The organism is Streptomyces hokutonensis (genome assembly GCF_000376565.1).
Classification (GTDB): domain Bacteria; phylum Actinomycetota; class Actinomycetes; order Streptomycetales; family Streptomycetaceae; genus Streptomyces; species Streptomyces hokutonensis.
In genome coordinates, this window is the sequence record NZ_BARG01000007.1 from 22352 (window position 1) to 40778 (window position 18427).

At 70.6% G+C, this 18427-nt stretch carries 14 protein-coding genes and 1 tRNA gene; 5 read left to right on the plus strand and 10 right to left on the minus strand.

Annotated features, from left to right (window positions below):
• Positions 1 to 52 precede the first annotated feature (52 nt).
• From SSP08S_RS02780 to SSP08S_RS02790, 3 genes are all read left to right on the plus strand, one after another.
• Complete coding sequence (locus SSP08S_RS02780; RefSeq protein ID WP_019066051.1) at positions 53 to 1606, plus strand: APC family permease; 1554 nt, start codon at positions 53 to 55, stop codon at positions 1604 to 1606.
• A 113-nt stretch (positions 1607 to 1719) separates the two neighbouring features.
• On the plus strand, positions 1720 to 2475 hold the full coding sequence (locus SSP08S_RS02785; RefSeq protein ID WP_019066052.1) for a molybdopterin-dependent oxidoreductase: 756 nt from the start codon (positions 1720 to 1722) through the stop codon (positions 2473 to 2475).
• On the plus strand, positions 2459 to 3094 hold the full coding sequence (locus SSP08S_RS02790) for a cytochrome b/b6 domain-containing protein (RefSeq protein ID WP_019066053.1): 636 nt from the start codon (positions 2459 to 2461) through the stop codon (positions 3092 to 3094). Before SSP08S_RS02785 ends, SSP08S_RS02790 begins: the two co-directional genes overlap by 17 nt.
• Before the next feature lie 766 nt (positions 3095 to 3860).
• On the opposite strand, the gene SSP08S_RS02795 is transcribed toward SSP08S_RS02790, so the two are convergent.
• Genes SSP08S_RS02795 through SSP08S_RS02810 form a run of 4 tightly spaced genes read right to left on the minus strand, consistent with a single transcriptional unit; the run spans position 3861 to position 7634 of the window.
• Positions 3861 to 4886: an L-idonate 5-dehydrogenase gene (locus SSP08S_RS02795; protein ID WP_019066054.1), complete on the minus strand. Its 1026-nt coding sequence runs from the start codon at positions 4884 to 4886 to the stop codon at positions 3861 to 3863.
• A gap of 18 nt (positions 4887 to 4904) precedes the next feature.
• Positions 4905 to 5663, minus strand: coding sequence for an SDR family oxidoreductase (locus SSP08S_RS02800; RefSeq protein ID WP_019066055.1), 759 nt, complete (start codon positions 5661 to 5663; stop codon positions 4905 to 4907).
• Between the two features lie 10 nt (positions 5664 to 5673).
• Positions 5674 to 7071 carry a GntT/GntP/DsdX family permease gene (locus tag SSP08S_RS02805; RefSeq protein ID WP_019066056.1) on the minus strand — a complete coding sequence of 466 codons (1398 nt, stop codon included), beginning with the start codon at positions 7069 to 7071 and terminating at the stop codon, positions 5674 to 5676.
• 44 nt (positions 7072 to 7115) lie between these two features.
• A complete protein-coding gene (locus SSP08S_RS02810; RefSeq protein WP_019066057.1) occupies positions 7116 to 7634 on the minus strand; it encodes a gluconokinase in 519 nt (172 codons plus the stop codon).
• A gap of 130 nt (positions 7635 to 7764) precedes the next feature.
• On the opposite strand from SSP08S_RS02810, the gene SSP08S_RS02815 reads away from it, so the two are divergent.
• On the plus strand, positions 7765 to 8466 hold the full coding sequence (locus SSP08S_RS02815) for a FadR/GntR family transcriptional regulator (protein ID WP_019066058.1): 702 nt from the start codon (positions 7765 to 7767) through the stop codon (positions 8464 to 8466).
• Here SSP08S_RS02815 and SSP08S_RS02820 read toward each other — a convergent pair.
• The 6 genes from SSP08S_RS02820 to SSP08S_RS02850 all read right to left on the minus strand — a co-directional run bounded on the left by SSP08S_RS02820 (position 8439) and on the right by SSP08S_RS02850 (position 16816).
• Positions 8439 to 8852, minus strand: coding sequence for a YchJ family protein (locus tag SSP08S_RS02820; protein ID WP_019066059.1), 414 nt, complete (start codon positions 8850 to 8852; stop codon positions 8439 to 8441). The two genes, SSP08S_RS02815 and SSP08S_RS02820, sit on opposite strands and share 28 nt — an antisense overlap.
• Before the next feature lie 18 nt (positions 8853 to 8870).
• Positions 8871 to 9602 (minus strand): hypothetical protein, encoded by a 732-nt coding sequence (locus SSP08S_RS02825; protein ID WP_019066060.1) that lies wholly within the window; start codon positions 9600 to 9602, stop codon positions 8871 to 8873.
• A gap of 50 nt (positions 9603 to 9652) precedes the next feature.
• A complete protein-coding gene (locus tag SSP08S_RS02830) occupies positions 9653 to 10996 on the minus strand; it encodes a M1 family metallopeptidase (protein WP_019066061.1) in 1344 nt (447 codons plus the stop codon).
• Between the two features lie 80 nt (positions 10997 to 11076).
• Complete coding sequence (locus SSP08S_RS02835) at positions 11077 to 14943, minus strand: Pls/PosA family non-ribosomal peptide synthetase (protein WP_019066062.1); 3867 nt, start codon at positions 14941 to 14943, stop codon at positions 11077 to 11079.
• Between the two features lie 266 nt (positions 14944 to 15209).
• On the minus strand, positions 15210 to 16631 hold the full coding sequence (locus SSP08S_RS62830) for an HNH endonuclease (protein WP_019066063.1): 1422 nt from the start codon (positions 16629 to 16631) through the stop codon (positions 15210 to 15212).
• Positions 16632 to 16728: 97 nt separating this feature from the next.
• A tRNA-Leu gene (locus tag SSP08S_RS02850) sits at positions 16729 to 16816 on the minus strand.
• Positions 16817 to 17016: 200 nt separating this feature from the next.
• Between SSP08S_RS02850 and SSP08S_RS02855 the strand changes: the two genes are divergently transcribed.
• Positions 17017 to 18342, plus strand: coding sequence for a M20/M25/M40 family metallo-hydrolase (locus SSP08S_RS02855; RefSeq protein ID WP_019066064.1), 1326 nt, complete (start codon positions 17017 to 17019; stop codon positions 18340 to 18342).
• Positions 18343 to 18427: the final 85 nt, after the last annotated feature.

The window sequence follows — 18427 nt, forward strand, 5'->3', positions numbered from 1 at the left end:
CAACGCCTTCGTACCAACGCCTTCGTAGCGACCCCGAAAGGACGTTCCCGCCATGACGACGGGCAGTTCCAGCACGAGCAGCGCCACCGCGGACGGCGGCGGCAGCGGCATCAGCACGTTCAGAGGGCAGGAGCGCGCCCTGCGCGCCGACCGCCTCGGCACGGGGGGCCTGCTGCTCTCCGTGCTCGCGGCGACCGCGCCCCTCATGGTGGTCGCGGGTGTCATGCCCACCACATTCGCGGTGATGGGCATCGAAGGGCAGCCGCTCCTCTTCGTCCTCCTCGGCGTCGTCCTGGTCCTCTTCAGCGTCGGCTACGCCGAGATGAGCCGGCACGTCCACAACGCGGGCGCCTTCTACGCGTACATCTCCCGCGGCCTCGGCGGCACCGCCGGCGCCAGCGCGGCCCTGGTGGCGCTCGTCGCGTACAACGCCCTCCAGGTCGGCATCTACGGCATCTTCGGCTTCGAGGTCTCCGGGCTCTTCTCCACCTACGCCCACGTCCAAGTCGCCTGGTGGATACCGGCGTTGGTGGCCGTGGCCGTCGTCGGCGGGCTCGGCTGGCTGAAGATCGACGTCAACGCGCGCGTGCTCGGCGTGCTGCTGATCGTCGAGGTCGCGCTCGTCGTCATCTTCGACATCGCGGCCGTCGCCGACCCGGCCAAGGAGGGCCTGTCCCTGCACGCCTTCAACCCCGACACCCTCAGCGGCGCCGGCGTCGGCACCGCCCTGTGCTTCTGCATCGCCGCCTTCCTCGGCTTCGAACAGGCCCCGGTGTACGCCGAGGAGACCAGCCGCCCGCACATCCTGGTGCCGCGCGTGATGTTCCTGGCCGTCAGCGGCGTCGCCGTCTTCTTCGCGCTCAGCTGCTGGGCGCTCACCGTCGCGACCGGGCCCTCCCAGATCGTCGGCGTCTCCCAGAAGCAGAGCGCGGGCCTGCTCTTCTACCTCACCGACTCCCGGCTCGGCGGCACCTTCACCGACGTACTCCATGTCCTGTTCGTCACCGGCATGTTCGCGGCCATGCTCAGCTTCCACAACGTCGTCGCCCGGTACGCCTTCGCCATGGGCCGCGAGGGTCTGCTGCCGTCCGCCTTCGGCCGTACGACGGGCTCCAGCGGCGCCCCCGGCACCGGCTCGCTGCTGCAGACCGCGGTGTCCGCCGTGATCGTGATCGTCTTCGCGGTCGCCGACGACAAGCCGACCGGCGACCCGACCGAGCCGGTCCTGCACCTGTTCACCTGGTTCGGCAACATCGGCGCCCTCGGCGTGATCGTGCTGATGGCCGCCGCCTCCCTCTCGGTGATCGTCTTCTTCGCCCGCCGCGGCTCCGCCGGCGCCCAGGCCTGGCGGCTGGTCACCTCCGCGCTGTCCGGCATCGCGCTGGTCGTCATCGCCGTCTACACGGTCAAAGACTTCGACGTCCTGGTCGGCGCCGGTCCCGGCTCGTCCCTGAGCTGGATCCTGCCCGGGATCGTCGGCCTCGCCCTGCTCGTCGGCCTGGCCCAGGGCCTGTTCCTGCGCGCCCGCAACCCCGAGGCGCACGCCCGCATCGGGCTCGGCAACGAGGCGTTCCAGCTGGACAAGGCGGCGACGGAAGCGCCGTAGGAACCTGTGGCGGAGCTGTCGTAGCTGAGAAGCACGTAAGAAGTGGTTACGGAAGTCTGACGAGCATCCGCGATCCCTGGCCGCGCCGGGGTCGCGGGTGTTCGAATGAATGCGTGAACCCTGAACCGACCGAGTCGTCCGATCCACCCGAGGAGGAGAAGGAAGCGCAGGGTCGGCCCATCGGCCGCCGTGTCCTTCTCGGCACCCTCGGCCTGGGCGCCCTCGGCGTCGTGTCCGCGCCCGTTCTGCAGAGGGGCATGGACGGGTTCCTCGGCGCCGTCTCCGGCAAGGACCCCACCGGGCTGACCGGACTGCTCCCGAACGGCGGCGGCTTCCGCTACTACTCGGTCACCGCGTCCGTGCCGAACAGGAACGCCCAGAACTACCGGCTGACCGTCGACGGCCTGGTCGACAAACCGGCGACCTACACCCTCGCCGACCTGCGCGCGATGCCGCAGACCCGGCTGGTCAAGGACGTCCAGTGCGTCACCGGCTGGCGGGTCCCCGGGACCCCCTTCGAGGGGGTGCGACTGTCCCGGCTCCTGGACGCCGCGGGAGTGCGCGCCAAGGCCGGGGCGGTCCGCTTCACCTGCTTCGACGGCGCCTACACCGAGAGCCTCACCCTCGACCAGGCCCGCCGCTCCGACATCCTGGTCGCGCTGCGCATGCAGGACAAACCCCTGGGCCACGACCACGGCGGGCCGGTCCGCCTCTACGTCGCTCCGATGTACTTCTACAAGTCCGCGAAGTGGCTCTCCGGCATCACGGTCACCGAGCACGTCAAGCCCGGCTACTGGGAGGACCGGGGCTACGACGTCGACGCCTGGGTCGGCAAGTCGAACGGACGCGACGATGACCCTACGAGCTGAAGCCCACGCCCCCGCCACGGAGCCGTCGTCACACGTCCGCCGCTTCGGCCGCGCCGACCGCTGGGTGCACCGCACCACGGCCGCGCTCATGGGCATCTGCGTGGCCACCGCGGCCTGCCTCTACATCCCGGAGTTCGCCGAACTCGTCGGCCGCCGCCAACTCGTCGTGCGCATCCACGAGTTGGCCGGGGTCGCGCTCCCCGTGCCCGTCCTCTTCGGCCTCTTCTCCCGGGGCTTCCGCGTCAACCTCGGCTTCCTCAACCGCTTCGGCCCGCACGACCGGGTCTGGTTGCGCGGCGCCCTGATGCGCGACAAACGCCGCTCGGCCCGCCCGGCCGACAAGTTCAACGCCGGCCAGAAGATCTACGCCAACTGGATCGCCGGCGCGAGCCTGGTGATGCTCGGCACGGGCCTCATGATGTGGTTCACCCACCTCACCCCGATCATGTGGCGCACCAGCGCGACCTTCGTCCACGACTGGCTCGCCCTCACGATCGGCATCGTGCTGGGCGGCCACATCGGCATGGCGCTGGGGGACCCGGAGGCGCGGGCGGGGTTGCGCACGGGGAAGGTGAGCAGGGAGTGGGCGAAGCGGGAGCACCCGCTCTGGAAGCCGTGAGCGCGGTCAGCACTCCTTGGCCCGGTAGCGCGGCTGCGCCTTGCGGGACCGCTTCAGTCCCTGAAGCCCGGCAGTGCCTTGCAGGACGGGCTCAACTGCCGAAGCCCGGCAGCGCCCTGTGGGATTGGCTCAGGGCGTGAAACCCGGGAGCGCCTTGCGGGATGGGCTCAACAGCCGAAACCTGGCAGCACCCCGGAGGACCAGCTCACCGTCCAAGCGCGGCTGCGCTTTGCGGGACCGCTTCAGCCCGTGAAGCCTGGCAGTGCCTTGCGGGACGGGCTCAACTGGCGAAGCCCGGTAGTGCCCTGTGGGATTGGCTCAGGGCGCGACGCCCGGGAGCGCCTCGCGGGATGGGCTCAATAGCCGAAACCTGGCAGCACCCCGGAGGACCAGCTCACCGTCCAAGCGCGGCTGCGCTTTGCGGGACCGCTTCAGCCTGTGAAGCCTGGCAGTGCCTTGCGGGACGGGCTCAACCGGCGAAGCCCGGCAGTGCCCTGCGGGGCCGACTCAGGGCGTGAAACCCAGTAGCACCCAGCGGGACTGGCTCACCTTCCAAGCGCGGCTGCCCTGTGCAGGGCCGATTCAGCCCCTGAAGCCCGGCAGCGCCTCGCGGGACTGGCCCCCCAGCGCAGCCGCACCTTGCAGGACCGCATCAGCCCCCGAAGTCCACCAACCCCTCGCAGTATCGGCTCAACTCCCGAAGCCCAGCTGCTCCTTGCCGCACCGGCTCAACTCCCGAAATCCAGCTGCACCTTGCAGCACCACCTCACCCCCCGAAGTCCAGCAGCACCTTGCACGACCGGCTCCGGTCGGCCGCCAGCGTGAACGCCGACTCCGCGTCGCGGACCGGTACCGCCGCGCTGACGAGCGCGTCGAACGACGGCTCCACCGCGAGGAGTTGGAGCGCGTCGTCGAACTCCGTGTCGAAGCGGAACGCGCCCCGGAGTTCGATCTCCCGGCTGACGACCAGGTTCCCGGCGAAGGGACTCTGTCCCGGCGGCAGCATCCCGAGCTGCACGACCACCCCGCCCCGCCGTACCAGCCGCAGACAGGTGTCCAACCCCGCCGCCACCCCGGACGCCTCGATGGCCACGTCGACCTCCGACGGCCACCCGTTGTCGTCCGGATCATCGGCCCGTACGACGGTGTCGGCACCGGCCGCCGTCGCGTAACTCAGCGCCGCCGGAAGCAGATCGGTGACCGTCACGTGTGTCGCGCCGGCCGCCTTCGCCGCCGCGACGACCAGACAGCCGATCGGTCCCGCGCCGGTGACGAGAACACGGCGTCCGGTCACGTCCCCGGCCCGGCGCACGGCGTGCAGGGCGACGGAGAGCGGTTCGGCGAGGGCGGCCCGGCGCAGGTCCAGGCCCGCCGGGACCGGCCTCAACTGGTCGGCGGGGACCGTGACTTGCGCCGCGAATCCGCCCTGTACGTGCGGGAAGCGGGCCGCGCTGCCCAGGTACGCGGTGTCGCGGCAGACGTTGCGCCGCCCGTCCGCGCACTCGGGGCAGACCCCGCAAGGAGTGGCCGGGTGCACGGCAACTGCCGTACCGGGGGCGGGACCTGAGGCCCCGGGGCCGTAGGACAGGACCGTGCCGACCACCTCGTGGCCGAGCAGCATCGGTTCCTTGAGGCGGAAGTCGCCGACGCCGCCGTGGCGCCAGTAGTGGAGGTCGGAGCCGCAGACGCCGCCGTAGCGGACGGCGACCAGGGCCTGGCCGGGGCCGGGCTCCGGGACCGTCAACTCCTCGACCCGCAGGTCGTCCTGACCGTGAATCACACAACCCAGCATGTTCTGGACTCCCGTTCTCTACAGCACGCTCGTCATGCCGCCGTCGACGTACAGCACCTGTCCGCTCACGAAGTCCGCGGCGGGCGACGCCAGGAACAGCACCCCGCCGACCAGGTCCCGTGTGCTGCCCCAGCGACCGGCCGGGGTGCGCTTCCGTACCCAGGCGCTGAACTCCTCGTCCTGGACCAGGGGTTGGGTCAGTTCCGTCTCGATGTAGCCGGGGCCCAGGCCGTTGACCTGGACGCCGGACGGGCCCCAGTCGGCGCACATGCCCTTGGTGAGCATCTTCAACGCGCCCTTGGTGGCGGCGTAGGGCGCGATGCCGGGGCGGACCACCTCGCTCTGGAGCGAGCAGATGTTGATGATCTTCCCGTGCCCGCGTTCCGTCATCCGCCGGGCCGTCTCGCGGCCGACCAGGAACGCGCTGGTGAGGTTGGTGTCGATGATCCGGTGCCAGTCGGAGTCGGTGAACTCCAGGAGCGGGGCGCGCAGTTGCATGCCCGCGTTGTTGACCAGGATGTCCAGCGGTCCGACCCGGTCTTCGATGTCCTTGATTCCGGCGGCGACTGACGGACCGTCGGTCACGTCGAAGGCGGCCGTGTGGACATCGCCGGAGAGTTCGGCGGCGGCCTTGGTGAGGCGTTCGCCGTCCCGGCCGTTCAGGACGACCGTGCAGCCGGCCTCCAACAGGCCCTGCGCGAGGGCGAGTCCGATGCCCCGGCTGGAGCCGGTGACCAGGGCCGTACGGCCGCTGATGTCGAAGAGAGGATGACTCATTCCCGTACCCCTAGATGATCAGCGAGAGGAGGAGGACCAGTCCGCCGGCGACCACCGAGATGATCGTCTCCATGACGGACCAGGTCTTGAGGGTCTGGCCGACGCTCAGGCCGAAGTACTCCTTCACCAGCCAGAATCCGGCGTCGTTGACATGGCTGAAGAAGACCGAGCCCGCGCCGATCGCCAGCACGAGGAGAGCGGTGTGGGTCGAGGACATGTCGGCGGCCAGCGGGGCGACCAGACCGGCCGCCGAGATCGTGGCCACCGTCGCCGAACCGGTCGCCAGCCGGATCGCCACCGCGATCAGCCAGGCCAGCAGCAGCGCCGGGATCGACCAGTCCTTGGAGATGTCCAGGATCATCTGGCCGACACCGGAGTCGATCAGCGTCTGCTTGAAGCCGCCGCCCGCGCCGACGATGAGGAGGATGCCCGCGATCGGCATCAGCCCCTTCTCGACGGTCGACGACAGCCGCTCCTTGGTGAAGCCGGCCGGGCGGCCGAGCGTGAACATCCCGACTATGACGGCCGCGAGGAGCGCGATCAGCGGGGAGCCGATGACGTCGAAGACGCGCTGCACGGTGTGCGTGGGGTCGTCCACGATGATGTCGACCAGCGCCTTGGAGAGCATCAGCACGACCGGCAGCAGGATCGTGGCGAGGGTCGCGCCGAAGCCGGGACGGTTCTCCAGGTCCTCGGAGGGGCGCTGCGGGAGCATGCGGTCCGGCGCCTGGACGTCCACCCAGCGGGCGGCGACCTTCGAGAACAGCGGTCCCGCGATGATCACGGTCGGGATGGCGACCAGCACGCCGAGCGCGAGGGTGAGACCGAGGTTGGCCTTGACGGCGTCGACGGCGACCAGCGGCCCGGGGTGCGGCGGAATGAGCCCGTGCATGACCGACAGGCCCGCCAGCGCCGGGATACCGATGCGCATCAGCGAGTAGTTGCCGCGCTTGGCGACCATCAGCACGACCGGGATCAGCAGCACGATGCCGACCTCGAAGAACAGCGGCAGCCCGATCACGGAGGCGATCAGGACCATCGCCCACGGCATCGACCGGGGGCTCGCCTTCGCGAGGATCGTGTCGACGATCTGGTCCGCGCCGCCGGAGTCGGCGAGCAGCTTGCCGAGGATCGCGCCCAGCGCGATCAGCACACCCACACCGGCGACGGTCGAACCGAGCCCGGTGGTGAAGCTGGTGATGGCCTTGTCCAGCGGCGCCCCGGCGAACGCGCCGAGCGCGAGCGAGCCGATGGTCAGCGCCAGGAAGGCGTGCATCTTGAACTTGGTGATGAGCAGGACGATGACGGCGATGCCCGCCAGTACGGCGATGCCCAGCTGTGCGTGGCCGGCCGAGGTGATGGGCTCGACGGGGTCCGCTGCCAGCATCTCGACGCTGAGTCTGGTCACGGTGGATTCCTTGCGGATACGGGGAGTTGGGGTGACAGGCGGTACTAGGAGGTCGGCTCGGGGACCTGTTCGAGCGCGGTCATGGCCCGCTCGGCGATCTGCTCGGGGCTGCCGCTGACGTCCACGGCGACACCCGCCTCGTCCGGCTCCAGCGGCTGGAGCGTGGCGAACTGCGAGTCGAGCAGCGCGGTCGGCATGAAGTGCCCGTGCCGGTGTGACATCCGGTCCTCGATGAGCGCGCGGTCGCCGGTGAGATGCACGAAGACGACCCCGGGTGCCGCGGCCCGCAGCCGGTCGCGGTACGACCGCTTCAGCGCCGAGCTGCTGACGACCCCGCCGAGCCCCGCGCGCCCGTGCGCCCAGGAGCCGATGGCGTCCAGCCAGGGCCACCGGTCCTCGTCCGTCAGCGGGTGCCCGGCCGACATCTTGGCGATGTTGGCCTGCGGGTGGAAGTCGTCGCCCTCGGCGTACGGCACACCGAGCCGGGCCGCGAGCAGGGGACCGATGGTGGTCTTCCCGGTGCCCGCTACGCCCATCACCACGACGACATGGGGGGTACGCATCGCTGCCTCACTGTCTCCGTCGACACCTGATGTCGATCCCACTGAAACCGATTAGGTACGACGAATTCAAGAGTCTGTGACATATAAGTCTGACTTTTTGGTTCGGTGACGCGACCCGTACGCTGAGTGCATGACCACTCCGGGCCGCGGGTTGCACGGCCGCGTACTCGACTCCCTCGGCCCCGCCATCACCGCGGGCGAGTACCCGCCGGGCAGCGTCCTGCGCACGGACGAGCTCGCCAAGGACTTCGAGGTGTCCCGCTCCGTGATGCGCGAGGCGGTCCGGGTCCTCGAGTCCATGCACCTGGTCGAGTCCCGCCGCCGGGTGGGCGTCACCGTACGGCCCAAGGCCGAGTGGAATGTCTACGACCCGCAGGTCATCCGCTGGCGGCTGGCCGGCGCAGACCGCCCGCAGCAACTGCGGTCCCTCACGGTGCTGCGCTCCGCGGTCGAGCCGATCGCGGCCGGCCTCGCCGCCAAGTTCGCCACGGCGGAGCAGTGCGCGGAACTCACCGAGTGCGCGATCGGCATGGTGGCCAACTCACGCGGCCACAAACTGGAGGCCTACCTCGTCCACGACGTGGCCTTCCACCGGGTGATCCTCGCCGCCTCCGGCAACGAGATGTTCGCCCGCCTCGGCGACGTCGTCACCGAGGTCCTGGCCGGCCGCACCCACCACGAGGTCATGTTCGAGGACCCCGACCCGGCCGCCGTCACCCTCCACGTCCAGGTCGCGGAGGCCGTCCGCGAGGGCGACGCGGTCCGCGCGGAGACCCTGACCCGCGAGATCACGATCGGCGCGCTTCATGAACTGGACATCCTGGCCCCGTAGTCGGGCTGGTCGAGAAACTCCCCGTCGACGTACACCCACGCCCCGTCGACCCGCTCGAACCGACTCCGCTCATGGATCGCCCCACCCCGGTACGAGGCCCGGAACGTCACGGTCCCCGCGGAATGGAACGCCGACCCGCCGCTCGTGCCGAGAATCTCGAGCCCGGTCCACCGCATCCCCGGATCGAGTTCGAGCGGTTCGGCCGGCCGGGTCCGCGGGTGCCAACTGCGCAGCAGATACGGCGCGTCCAACCGCACGAAGGCGCTGTAGCGGGAGCGCATCAACGCCTCGGCGGTGGGGGCCGCGGCGGTGCCTGAGTGGTAGCGGCCGCAGCAGTTGTCGTAGGGGGTGGGGAGGCCGCAGGGGCAGTTGGTGCGTGGGGTCATGGGCACATTGTGCCGGGGCTAGGTGCGCGGGCGTTCCGGGGTGACCCGGAGCGGCAGCCGGACATAGTCGTCCTCGGGCAGCCTCACCTCCTTGTCGCGGGTGAGAGTCGCGCAGGCCAGCAGTGGCAGCGGTTCGCCGCCCGGAGGGGCAGTGTCCTCGTACGCGGGTGCCGCGCCGATGAACTCCACGAGGAGGGCGCCGGTGACCCGGGTCCCGATCTGCTGCACGAAGTTCGCCGGGAGCGTCCATTCGACTCCCTGGTGCAGGGTCCCGCCGGGGCTGCGGTGCACTCTCCTGACGAACCACTCCTCGTCCCGCATCTGCGGCGCGCTGCGCGCCCTGAGGTGGGCCGCAGCCGACGTCATCGCGTTGATTTCGGGGAAGCCGGCCAGCTCGGCCGTGAGCTTGCCGGCGGCCTCCAGGACGGGGCCGGCCGCCCGTAGGTCCCTGGCCAGGGTGGTCCGCCACGCCCGTTCGTCCGCCACCGGCGGCAGGTGGTAGACGACGGCCTGGACGTCCTTCACCCGCCAACCGCTCGCGGCCGGGAACAGCAGCGTGACCGTCACGGACGGCGCGTCGTCCCCGGTGTACCCGAGCGACCAGACGTAGAGGTACCCGGTGAAAGGGCGTGCGGTGTCCGACCCTGTGGCGAACATCTGCTCCAGCGGAACGGATTGCGGCTCGGTCTCCCCGTAGACCTCCAGCCACTCACCCGTCTCCGTGGACCCCCGGCTCCAAGCGGCTGCCATGAAGCCACTTGATACTCCGTCAGCTCCATCCCCGCAACGGAGCCGACACCTCAGACCGCGATCCCCGTCTCCGCCGAAGGCATCGGCGGCAGCCGAGTCCCGTACACCCACGCCTCGAAGAGCTGGTCCAACGGCTCGGAAGTGAACCGGGACGCGTGAGACGTGAACGTCGCAGTCGTCACCGTGCCGTTGCGGTGGACGCTCGCCCAACTCCGCAGCATGCGGAAGAACGCGATGTCGCCCAGTGCGCAGCGCACCGCGTGGACGGTGACGCCGCCGCGTTCGTAGAGGCGGTCGTCGAACATGGACTTGCGGCCGGGGTCGGCGAGGCGCAGGTCCTGGGGGAGGGTGGAGAGCAACCGGTGCGCTGCGGCGGCGTGTTGGTGGGCCGTACGGCCGCCCGAGCGCTCGGACCACAGCCACTCCGCGTACTTGGCGAGGCCCTCGTTCAGCCAGATGTGCCGCCAGTCGGCGATGGAGACGCTGTTGCCGAACCACTGGTGGGCCAGCTCGTGGGCGACGAGCCGTTCCGAACCCCGGGCCCCGTCGACGTGGTTGGCGCCGAACAGCGACAACCCCTGTGCCTCGACGGGGACATCGAGTTCTTCCTCCGTCACCACGACCGCGTACTCGTCGAAGGGGTACGGGCCGAACAGCTCCTGGAACAGCTCCATCATGGCGGGCTGTCGTGCAAAGTCCCTTGAGAATTCCGGGAGTAGGTCCGACGGGATGTGCCCGTGCTGCGGGACACCGCCCAGACCCGGGTCGCCCAGCAGCACCGTCTGGTACTTCCCGATCGACAGGCCGACGAGGTAACTTGACGTCGGCGCCGACTGTTCGTACACCCAAGTGGTCGTAGAGGCCTTGGTAGTTCGCGTCAGGAGCCTGCCGCCCGCCACCACCGCGTACGCCGACGGCGTCGTGATCGAGATCTGGTACGAGGCCTTGTCGGCGGGGCGGTCGTTGCACGGGTACCAGGACGGCGCCCCGATCGGCTGGCTCGCCACCAGCGCGCCGTCCGTCAGTTCCTCCCAGCCGAGGCCGCCCCAGGGGCTGGCGACCGGCTTGGGGTTGCCCGACCAGTGCACCTCGACGGTGAACGCGGCACCGGCCCGCAGCGGCTTCGCGGGCCGGATACGGAGTCGGCCGCCGCGGTGCGTGTAGTGCGGCTGGCGGCCGTCCACCCGGATCCGGCCGATCTTGAAGTCGCCCAGGTTCAGCTGGAATTCGGGCAGCGGAGCACGGCCCGCTATGGCGTTGATACGAGCCGTGCCGGAGAGACGGTTCGGGCCGGGGCGGTAGTCCAGCGTTAGCTCATAGCGGTGCACCCGGTAGCGGGCATCGCCGTTTGCCGGGAAATACGGGTCCGGACCCGCCGCCTGCTGAACGGTCACTGCTGCGTCTGCTCCCTGCGCTGTGCTCGTATCTCGTACCCGTGCACCGCCCTCCGAAGCCGACGCCGCGCGACCCGTGTTCAGGATCGCCATGACTCGATCGGATTGCCCAGCCAGCGGGTGTCGTCCGGGACGGACTCCGCCGCCATCACGAGCGATGCGGGGCCCAGAGTGGTGCGCGCCCCGACCTCGCTGCCGGGCAGGACGATTCCGCCAGGACCCAGCGTCGCGCCCTCACGGAGGACCACAGTATCCGTCCGCAAGATCCGGTCGTGGAAGAGGTGGGTCTGGAGCACACAGCCGCGGTTCACCGTCGAGGCGTCCTCCAGGGTCACCAGGTCGGTCTCGGGCAGCCAGTAGCTCTCCACCCAGACGCCCTTGCCGATGTGCGCGCCGAGCCCGCGCAGCCAGGCCGTCAGCACCGGAGTGCCCGGCACGGAACCGGCCAGCCACGGCACCGCGACGACCTCGACGAAGGTGTCCGCCAGCTCGTTGCGCCACACGTAACCGCTCCACAGCGGGTGCTCGGCACCGTGGTGCCGCCCGACGAGGGCCCACTTGGCCACGATCGAGATCAGTCCGGCGAGCGCGCCCACGGCCAGCAGCACCAGGCCCGCCAGCAGCGGCGCCCACACCCCCAGCGCGCACAGCGCGGCCACCGTCAGCAGGGCCAGCGCCGCCGAGCAGAACACCGGCACGATCCGGCACAGCTCGACGAGCCCGCGTGCCCACAGCAGCCGGGCCGGCGGGTCGTAGGTCCGGCTCTGGTCGCCGCCGCTCGTGCTGCGCGGAAGCTTCACCGGCGGCAGCCCCAGGTACGACGTGCCCTTCTTCGCCTTCTTCGGCGTCGCCGACAGCACCCCGACGAGCCCGCCGTCCGGCACGCTCCGCCCGGGTGCGGTCATCCCGGAGTTCCCGAGGAACGCCCGCCGCCCGATCTCGGCCCGCCCGATGTGCACCCAGCCACCACCGAGCTCGTACGGCGCGGTCAACGTGTCGTCGGCCAGGAACGCGCCCTCACCGACGGTCGTCAGGCTCGGCAGCGCGAGGACGGTCGACACCTCGGCGCCCCGCCCGATCCGCATCCCGAGCAGCCGCAGCCACACCGGCGTGACCAGCCCGGCGTACAGCGGGAACAGGGTCTCGCGGGAGAGGTCCATCAGCTGCGTGACCGTCCACGCCTGCCAGCCGATGCGGCTGTGCGTGGGGTGCGTGCCCTCGCGCAGGCCGAGGCTGAGCAGCCGGACACCGATCAGGATCAGCAGGGCGTACGTCAGCCCGAAGGCGAGCGTCGCCGGGACCAGGGCCAGGGACGCGCCCCGCAGGGCCTCGCCGAGACCGTCGCCCGGGGCCACGAACAGGCTGGTCACCAGCAGCGCGACCGCGCCCGCGACCACCGGCAGCATGGTGAGCGCGAAGCCCGTCATGCCGTACATCACGCGCCAGTAGGTGCCCCGCTGCGGCCGCTCCTTGGGCCAGTTGCGCTTGGCCTTGCCGAGCTTGACGGCGGGGGCGCCCGCCCAGCGCTGGCCGGTCGGGATCGTGCCGGTGACGGCCGAACCCGGCGCCACCTCGGCCCGCTTGCCCACCCGGGCGCCGGGGAACAGCATGCTGCGCGTGCCGACGACGGCGTGTGCGCCGACCTTCACCGGGCCGATCTCCAGACGGTCGCCGTCCAGCCAGTAGCCGGACAGGTCCACCTCGGACTCGACCGCGGCACCGCGGCCCAGCTTGAGCATGCCGGTGACCGGCGGGAGGGAGTGCAGGTCTACGTCCGGGCCGACCTTGGCGCCGAGGGCACGCGCGTACCGCTCCAGCCAGGAGCCGGTCAGCGCGGTCGCCCCGCTGAACTCGGCCAGCCGCTCCGCCGCCCACAGCCGCAGATGGACGCTGCCACCGCGGTCGTATCGGCCCGGCTTCACCCCGCGCAGCAGCAGGCGCGCACCGCCCGCGGCGATCGCGAGCCGGCCGGGCGGGCTGAAGAGGAGCAGCGCGCCGGCGGCGACCAGCCACCAGGAGGCGGTGGGCAGCCAGGCGTAGCCGCCCAGCACGTTGCCGAGCGCGGCCAGGGCCACCGTCCAGCGCAGACCGGCCAGGGTGAACAGGGGGACCAGCGCGAGGAGTTGGATGACTTTGGCGCGGGTCGGGACCGGTGCGATGACGCGGGCCGTGCCGTCGCCCTGCGCCGAGTCCTCCAGGTGCCGGGCCAGCTTGCGGAGCGTGGGCTGCTGGTAGATGTCGAGGACGGCCGCGCTCGGGTAACGGGTGCGCAGCCGGGTGGTGAGCTGGGCGGCGGCCAGGCTGCCGCCGCCGATCGCGAAGAAGTCGTCGGAGGCGGTGCTCACGGGGATGCCCAGGACCTCGGCCCACTGCTCGGCGAGCCAGGCCTCCGTGCCGTAGAGCTGCTCCTTGGCGCCGCCGGTCTCCAGGCCTTCGAGCGGCCAGGGGAGTGCGTTGCGGTCGACCTTGCCGGAGGTGCGGGTCGGGAGGTCCTCGACCGGGGCGATCAACGGGACGAGGGCGGCGGGCAGTTCGGCCCGCAGCTTCTCTACGGCGGAGGGCTGGTCCCAGCCCTCCTGGGTGACGACATAGCCGACGAGAAGTTGGTTGCCGCTGCGGGCAGTTCGTACGGCGGCGGCCGCGCCCGCGACTCCGGGCAGTGCCTGGAGGGCCGCGTCGACCTCGCCCAACTCGATCCGGCGTCCGCCGAGTTTGATCTGCTCGTCGGCCCGGCCGAGGAAGATCAGGCCCTCGGGCTCGGCCTTGACCAAGTCACCGCTGCGGTACGCCCGTTCCCAGCCGAGCGACTCGAGAGGCGCGTACTTCTCGGCGTCCTTCTCGGGGTCGAGGTAGCGGGCGAGACCGACCCCGCCGATCACCAACTGGCCGCTGCCGCCCATCGGTACGGGCACCCCGGCCTCGTCCACGACGGCCAACTCCCAGCCGTTCAGGGGGAGTCCGATACGGATCGGCTCGTCGCCGGTCATCAGGGAGGCGCAGGCCACGACGGTCGCCTCGGTCGGGCCGTAGGTGTTCCAGACCTCCCGGCCCTCGGTGACGAGGCGCTGCACCAGCTCGGGCGGGCAGGCCTCACCGCCGAAGATCAGCAGGCGTACGTCGTTCAGCGCCTCGGGCTCCCACAGGGAGGCCAGGGTCGGCACGGTCGAGACGACGCTGATGTCCTGCTCGACCAGCCAGGGGCCGAGGTCGGCGCCGCTGCGGACCTGGGAGCGGGGTACGGGGACCAGGCAGGCGCCGTAGCGCCAGGCGAGCCACATCTCCTCGCAGGAGGCGTCGAAGGCCACGGACAGGCCCGCCATGACCCTGTCACCCGGACCGATGGGGTCGTCGGTGAGGAACAGTGCCGCCTCGGCGTCCACGAAGGCCGCCGCGCTGCGGTGGGTGACGGCGACGCCCTTGGGCTTGCCGGTGGAGCCGGAGGTGAAGATGATCCAGGCGTCCTGCTCGATGCCGGGCCGGGCGGCCGGGGCGTCGCTGTGGCCCAGCACGGTCAGCGCGTGCTCGGCGCCGATCACGGCACGGACGTCGGCCTCGCCGAACACCAGCTCCGCCCGCTCGTCCGGGTCCTCGGCGTCGACGGGGACATAGGCGGCGCCGGCGGCGAGGACGGCGAGGATCGCGATGTAGAGGTCGTTGGTCCCGGACGGGACGCGCACGCCGACCCGGTCGCCGAGGCCGACACCGGCGGCGGCCAGGGTGCGGCGCAGGGTCTCCACCTCGACGGCCAGCGCGCGGTAGGTGAGGCGGACGGTGCCGTCGTCCAGGGCGAGCTCGTCGGGATACGAGCGCACCGACGCGTCGAAGATGTCGACAAGCGTGCGGGGCGAGGCGGCGGGTGCCGCGGAGAAACGTGCCGTATCGCCGAACTGGGTGCGGATCTCTTCGTCGAGCAGGCCGAGAGCACTGCTCTCGTGTATGGCTGCCATCGGTCCTCGCGTCTCAAGCCCGGTAACTTCCGGGGCGCTGGCGGGCCCGCAGGTCTGCCTGGGGTTGTCCAGCTCCAGCTCCGTTCCGTAACAAGCCGGAAATTTTAGTACGACGCTAGGCCCCAGGTCTTCCGACGGCCACTCGGGGGAGCCGAACGGGGGCGCTCCGTGAGCATCCGGCAACGCTCTGACCTGGTGATCTTCTGATCCAGGGAGACATCCCCCACAAAACCGGCGAGGGCCGGCTCGGCCTGTCGAACCCACCCTCACCGATATGTCTTGGGCGGACTCGCCTTCCACGCTCGGTCGAGGGAATCGTCCCAAGTGCCGTCCCGGTCGAAACTCGCGGCCCGGCAGCCACGGGACATGGGGGCCGCGGCGCTGTGGCGCCAGGCGGAGTCCCCGATCCGGGCGATGGCCTGGCCGCAGTACCGGCAGGTCGCGAGCCCCATCAACTCGTCGTTCAGCCGCTCGAACTGCGCGGTGCGGTCCGCCACCTCCTCCTTGATGCCCCGCAGCACGTCCTCGGCACTGGAGACCCCCGCCGAATCGATGAGGTCACGCACGAGTGCCGCCGCCTCGACCGCGATGTCGACGCGCCGTGCGGCATCGACCAGGCCCTGCGCACCAACGCTGTCGGGCGACTTGCGCACCGTCCGTTCCGCCAGTTCGACCGACGGGCGGCTGGGTACCGCCGACCGGTCACTGGGGGCCTCGTGCTCCGCGACTCCGTCTCCCAGGCGTTTGCGGGCCACTTCGAAGGCCCATGCCTCGGTGGACGCCTTCTTGGCAACGTTGAAGTGAGTGCTGGTCGCCGAGTCCATCACCGTGTGGAACTCCTCCATCAGCGCTCCCCAGTGATAGCCGCCGGCGAAGTCCTCCGGGCACCAGCCGTAGTGACGTACGAGTTCGTCACGGACCCGGTCGAAATGGCGCAGGCTCTTCCGCACCGGTCCTCGCGTCTCAAGGCGGAGGCCGATGCCTTCCGCCTGCGCCGGCGTCTCCGGGTCGATGCCTTCCCACTTCATATGTCCGTCGCGTTCACAGGCGTAGTCGACCCAGGACCAGAACGCCTCGGCGTCCGCGACGTCGGGCGCCTCACGGTGATGGCGCGGGCAGAGAAGAGCGAAGTTGCGCACATCGTTGGAACCGCCGAGAGACACCGGGACCACATGGGCCCTCTCCACCGGCGCCTGCCAGCAGATCAGACAGATCGGTTCATCGAGACCGAGGTAGTCGGCGATGGCCCGGACCGGGGGCCTGGACCGGCGCGCGTCAGGACTCTCGTCCCGGTTGCGTACGGGCAACTCGCGGTGGTCGTAGGCATGTTCACGGTCGGGGTCCCGTATGTTCAGGACGTCGGGGACGTCCTCGCGCTGCGGCTCGGGGTTTCTCACGTGGTAGAGCGGTGTGCTGATCTCGGTGAGATAGGGGCCGAGGAACCCCAGCAGGAAATCGCGGATGATCTCCAGGGCGTCGGCGTCGTAGCCACCGGCCGCGTTGCGGTGCCCCTGGATGTCGAGATACAGGTGACGGGGAGCGCCGGGGCTTGTCCCCGCGGCCGTTTTGAGAACGGTGAAGAGGCGGGTGGCGCACTTGGTGAAGTCCTCTTCGACTCGCATGTCGTGATACAGCGCGATGCCCTTCGGCGTCGCATCGGCTCCCGGCCGCTTCTGCTCATCGCTCATGGGCGCAAGCTAGCCGCTGCCTCTGACAGTCAGGGGTCCGTGGCGTACGACCCGGGCCGGAGAAACAGAAAAACCCCAGATCAACTGGGGTTTCTGCTGGTGTCCGAGGGGGGACTTGAACCCCCACGCCCGATAAAGGGCACTAGCACCTCAAGCTAGCGCGTCTGCCATTCCGCCACCCGGACAAGGTGTCTGTCGCGCGTGGTTTCCCCCGCGGCGACGAAGGAAACATTACCAGGCTTCCAGGGGTGGCCGATCACCCCCTGTTCCCGCCCGCCTCCCGCGTGAACGGCGTGTGACGGGCGCGGACCGCCCTTGGGGTGCGGGCCGGGGAGAGAGAGGATGAGGGGCAGGACCACCAGCAGTGACAGTGGGAGGAAGCAGCGTGAGCGACACGGACACGGCCAGGGGCGTCACCGGCGAGGACGAGGTCGTGGACCTCTGCCGCGAGCTGATCCGGTTCGACACCAGCAACTACGGCGACCACTCGGGCCCGGGGGAGCGCAAGGCGGCCGAGTACGTCGCCGAGCAGCTCGCCGAGGTGGGCCTCGAACCCCAGATCTTCGAGTCGCACCCGGGGCGCGCCTCCACGGTCGCCCGGATCGAGGGCACGGACCCGTCCCGGCCCGCGCTCCTCATCCACGGCCACCTGGACGTCGTACCGGCGAACGCGGCGGACTGGACCCACCACCCCTTCTCCGGCGAGGTCGCCGACGGGTGTGTGTGGGGGCGCGGCGCGGTCGACATGAAGGACATGGACGCGATGACCCTGGCGGTCGTCCGCGACCGGCTGCGCAGCGGGCGCCAGCCCCCGCGCGACATCGTGGTCGCCTTCCTCGCGGACGAGGAGGCGGGCGGCACGTACGGGGCGCGGCACCTCGTCGACAACCACCCGGAGCTGTTCGACGGCGTCACCGAGGGCATCAGCGAGGTCGGCGGGTTCTCGTTCACGGTGAGCGAGGAGCGGCGGCTCTATCTGATCCAGACGGCCGAGAAGGGCATGCACTGGCTGAAGCTGACCGTCGCCGGTACGGCCGGACACGGGTCGATGATCCACCGGGACAACGCGATCACCGAGCTGTCCGAGGCCGTCGCCCGGGTCGGCCGGCACAAGTTCCCGGTGCGGGTCACGAAGACGACCCGTGCCTTCCTCGACGAACTCGGCGACGCGCTCGGCACGCCGCTCGACCCCGAGGACATGGAGTCGACCCTCAAGCGGCTCGGCGGCATCGCCAAGCTCATCGGCGCGACCCTCAGCAACACCGCCAACCCGACGCAGCTGAACGCCGGTTACAAGGTCAACGTCATCCCCGGCGAGGCCACCGCGAACATCGACGGGCGCTTCCTGCCGGGCCACGAGGAGGAGTTCCTCGCCGACCTCGACCGGATCCTCGGCCCGAAGGTCAAGCGCGAGGACGTCCACTCGGACAAGGCGCTGGAGACCTCCTTCGACGGCCCCCTGGTCGACGCCATGCAGTCCTCGCTGCTCGCCGAGGACCCGACCGCGAAGGCGATCCCGTACATGCTCTCCGGCGGTACGGACGCCAAGTCCTTCGACGACCTGGGCATCCGCGGCTTCGGCTTCGCCCCGCTCAAGCTGCCGCCGGAGCTGGACTTCGCGGGCATGTTCCACGGCGTCGACGAGCGGGTGCCGGTGGAGGGGCTGAAGTTCGGGGTGCGGGTGCTGGACCGGTTCATCGACGCGTCGTGAGACGCCGGGTGACACCGGTTGACGCCTGAATTCGACCGCGCGTGCGGGAGGCGACTGGGACGAGTGAATGTGCTCATAAGCTCGT

Coding starts and splice junctions, on each gene's coding strand:
- SSP08S_RS02780 (WP_019066051.1), top strand. CDS start 53: ATGACGACGGGCAGTTCCAGCACGAGCAGCGCCACCGCGGACGGCGGC.
- SSP08S_RS02790 (WP_019066053.1), top strand. CDS start 2,459: ATGACCCTACGAGCTGAAGCCCACGCCCCCGCCACGGAGCCGTCGTCA.
- SSP08S_RS02795 (WP_019066054.1), bottom strand. CDS start 4,886: ATGCTGGGTTGTGTGATTCACGGTCAGGACGACCTGCGGGTCGAGGAG.
- SSP08S_RS02800 (WP_019066055.1), bottom strand. CDS start 5,663: ATGAGTCATCCTCTCTTCGACATCAGCGGCCGTACGGCCCTGGTCACC.
- SSP08S_RS02810 (WP_019066057.1), bottom strand. CDS start 7,634: ATGCGTACCCCCCATGTCGTCGTGGTGATGGGCGTAGCGGGCACCGGG.
- SSP08S_RS02815 (WP_019066058.1), top strand. CDS start 7,765: ATGACCACTCCGGGCCGCGGGTTGCACGGCCGCGTACTCGACTCCCTC.
- SSP08S_RS02820 (WP_019066059.1), bottom strand. CDS start 8,852: ATGACCCCACGCACCAACTGCCCCTGCGGCCTCCCCACCCCCTACGAC.
- SSP08S_RS02825 (WP_019066060.1), bottom strand. CDS start 9,602: ATGGCAGCCGCTTGGAGCCGGGGGTCCACGGAGACGGGTGAGTGGCTG.
- SSP08S_RS02835 (WP_019066062.1), bottom strand. CDS start 14,943: ATGGCAGCCATACACGAGAGCAGTGCTCTCGGCCTGCTCGACGAAGAG.
- SSP08S_RS62830 (WP_019066063.1), bottom strand. CDS start 16,631: ATGAGCGATGAGCAGAAGCGGCCGGGAGCCGATGCGACGCCGAAGGGC.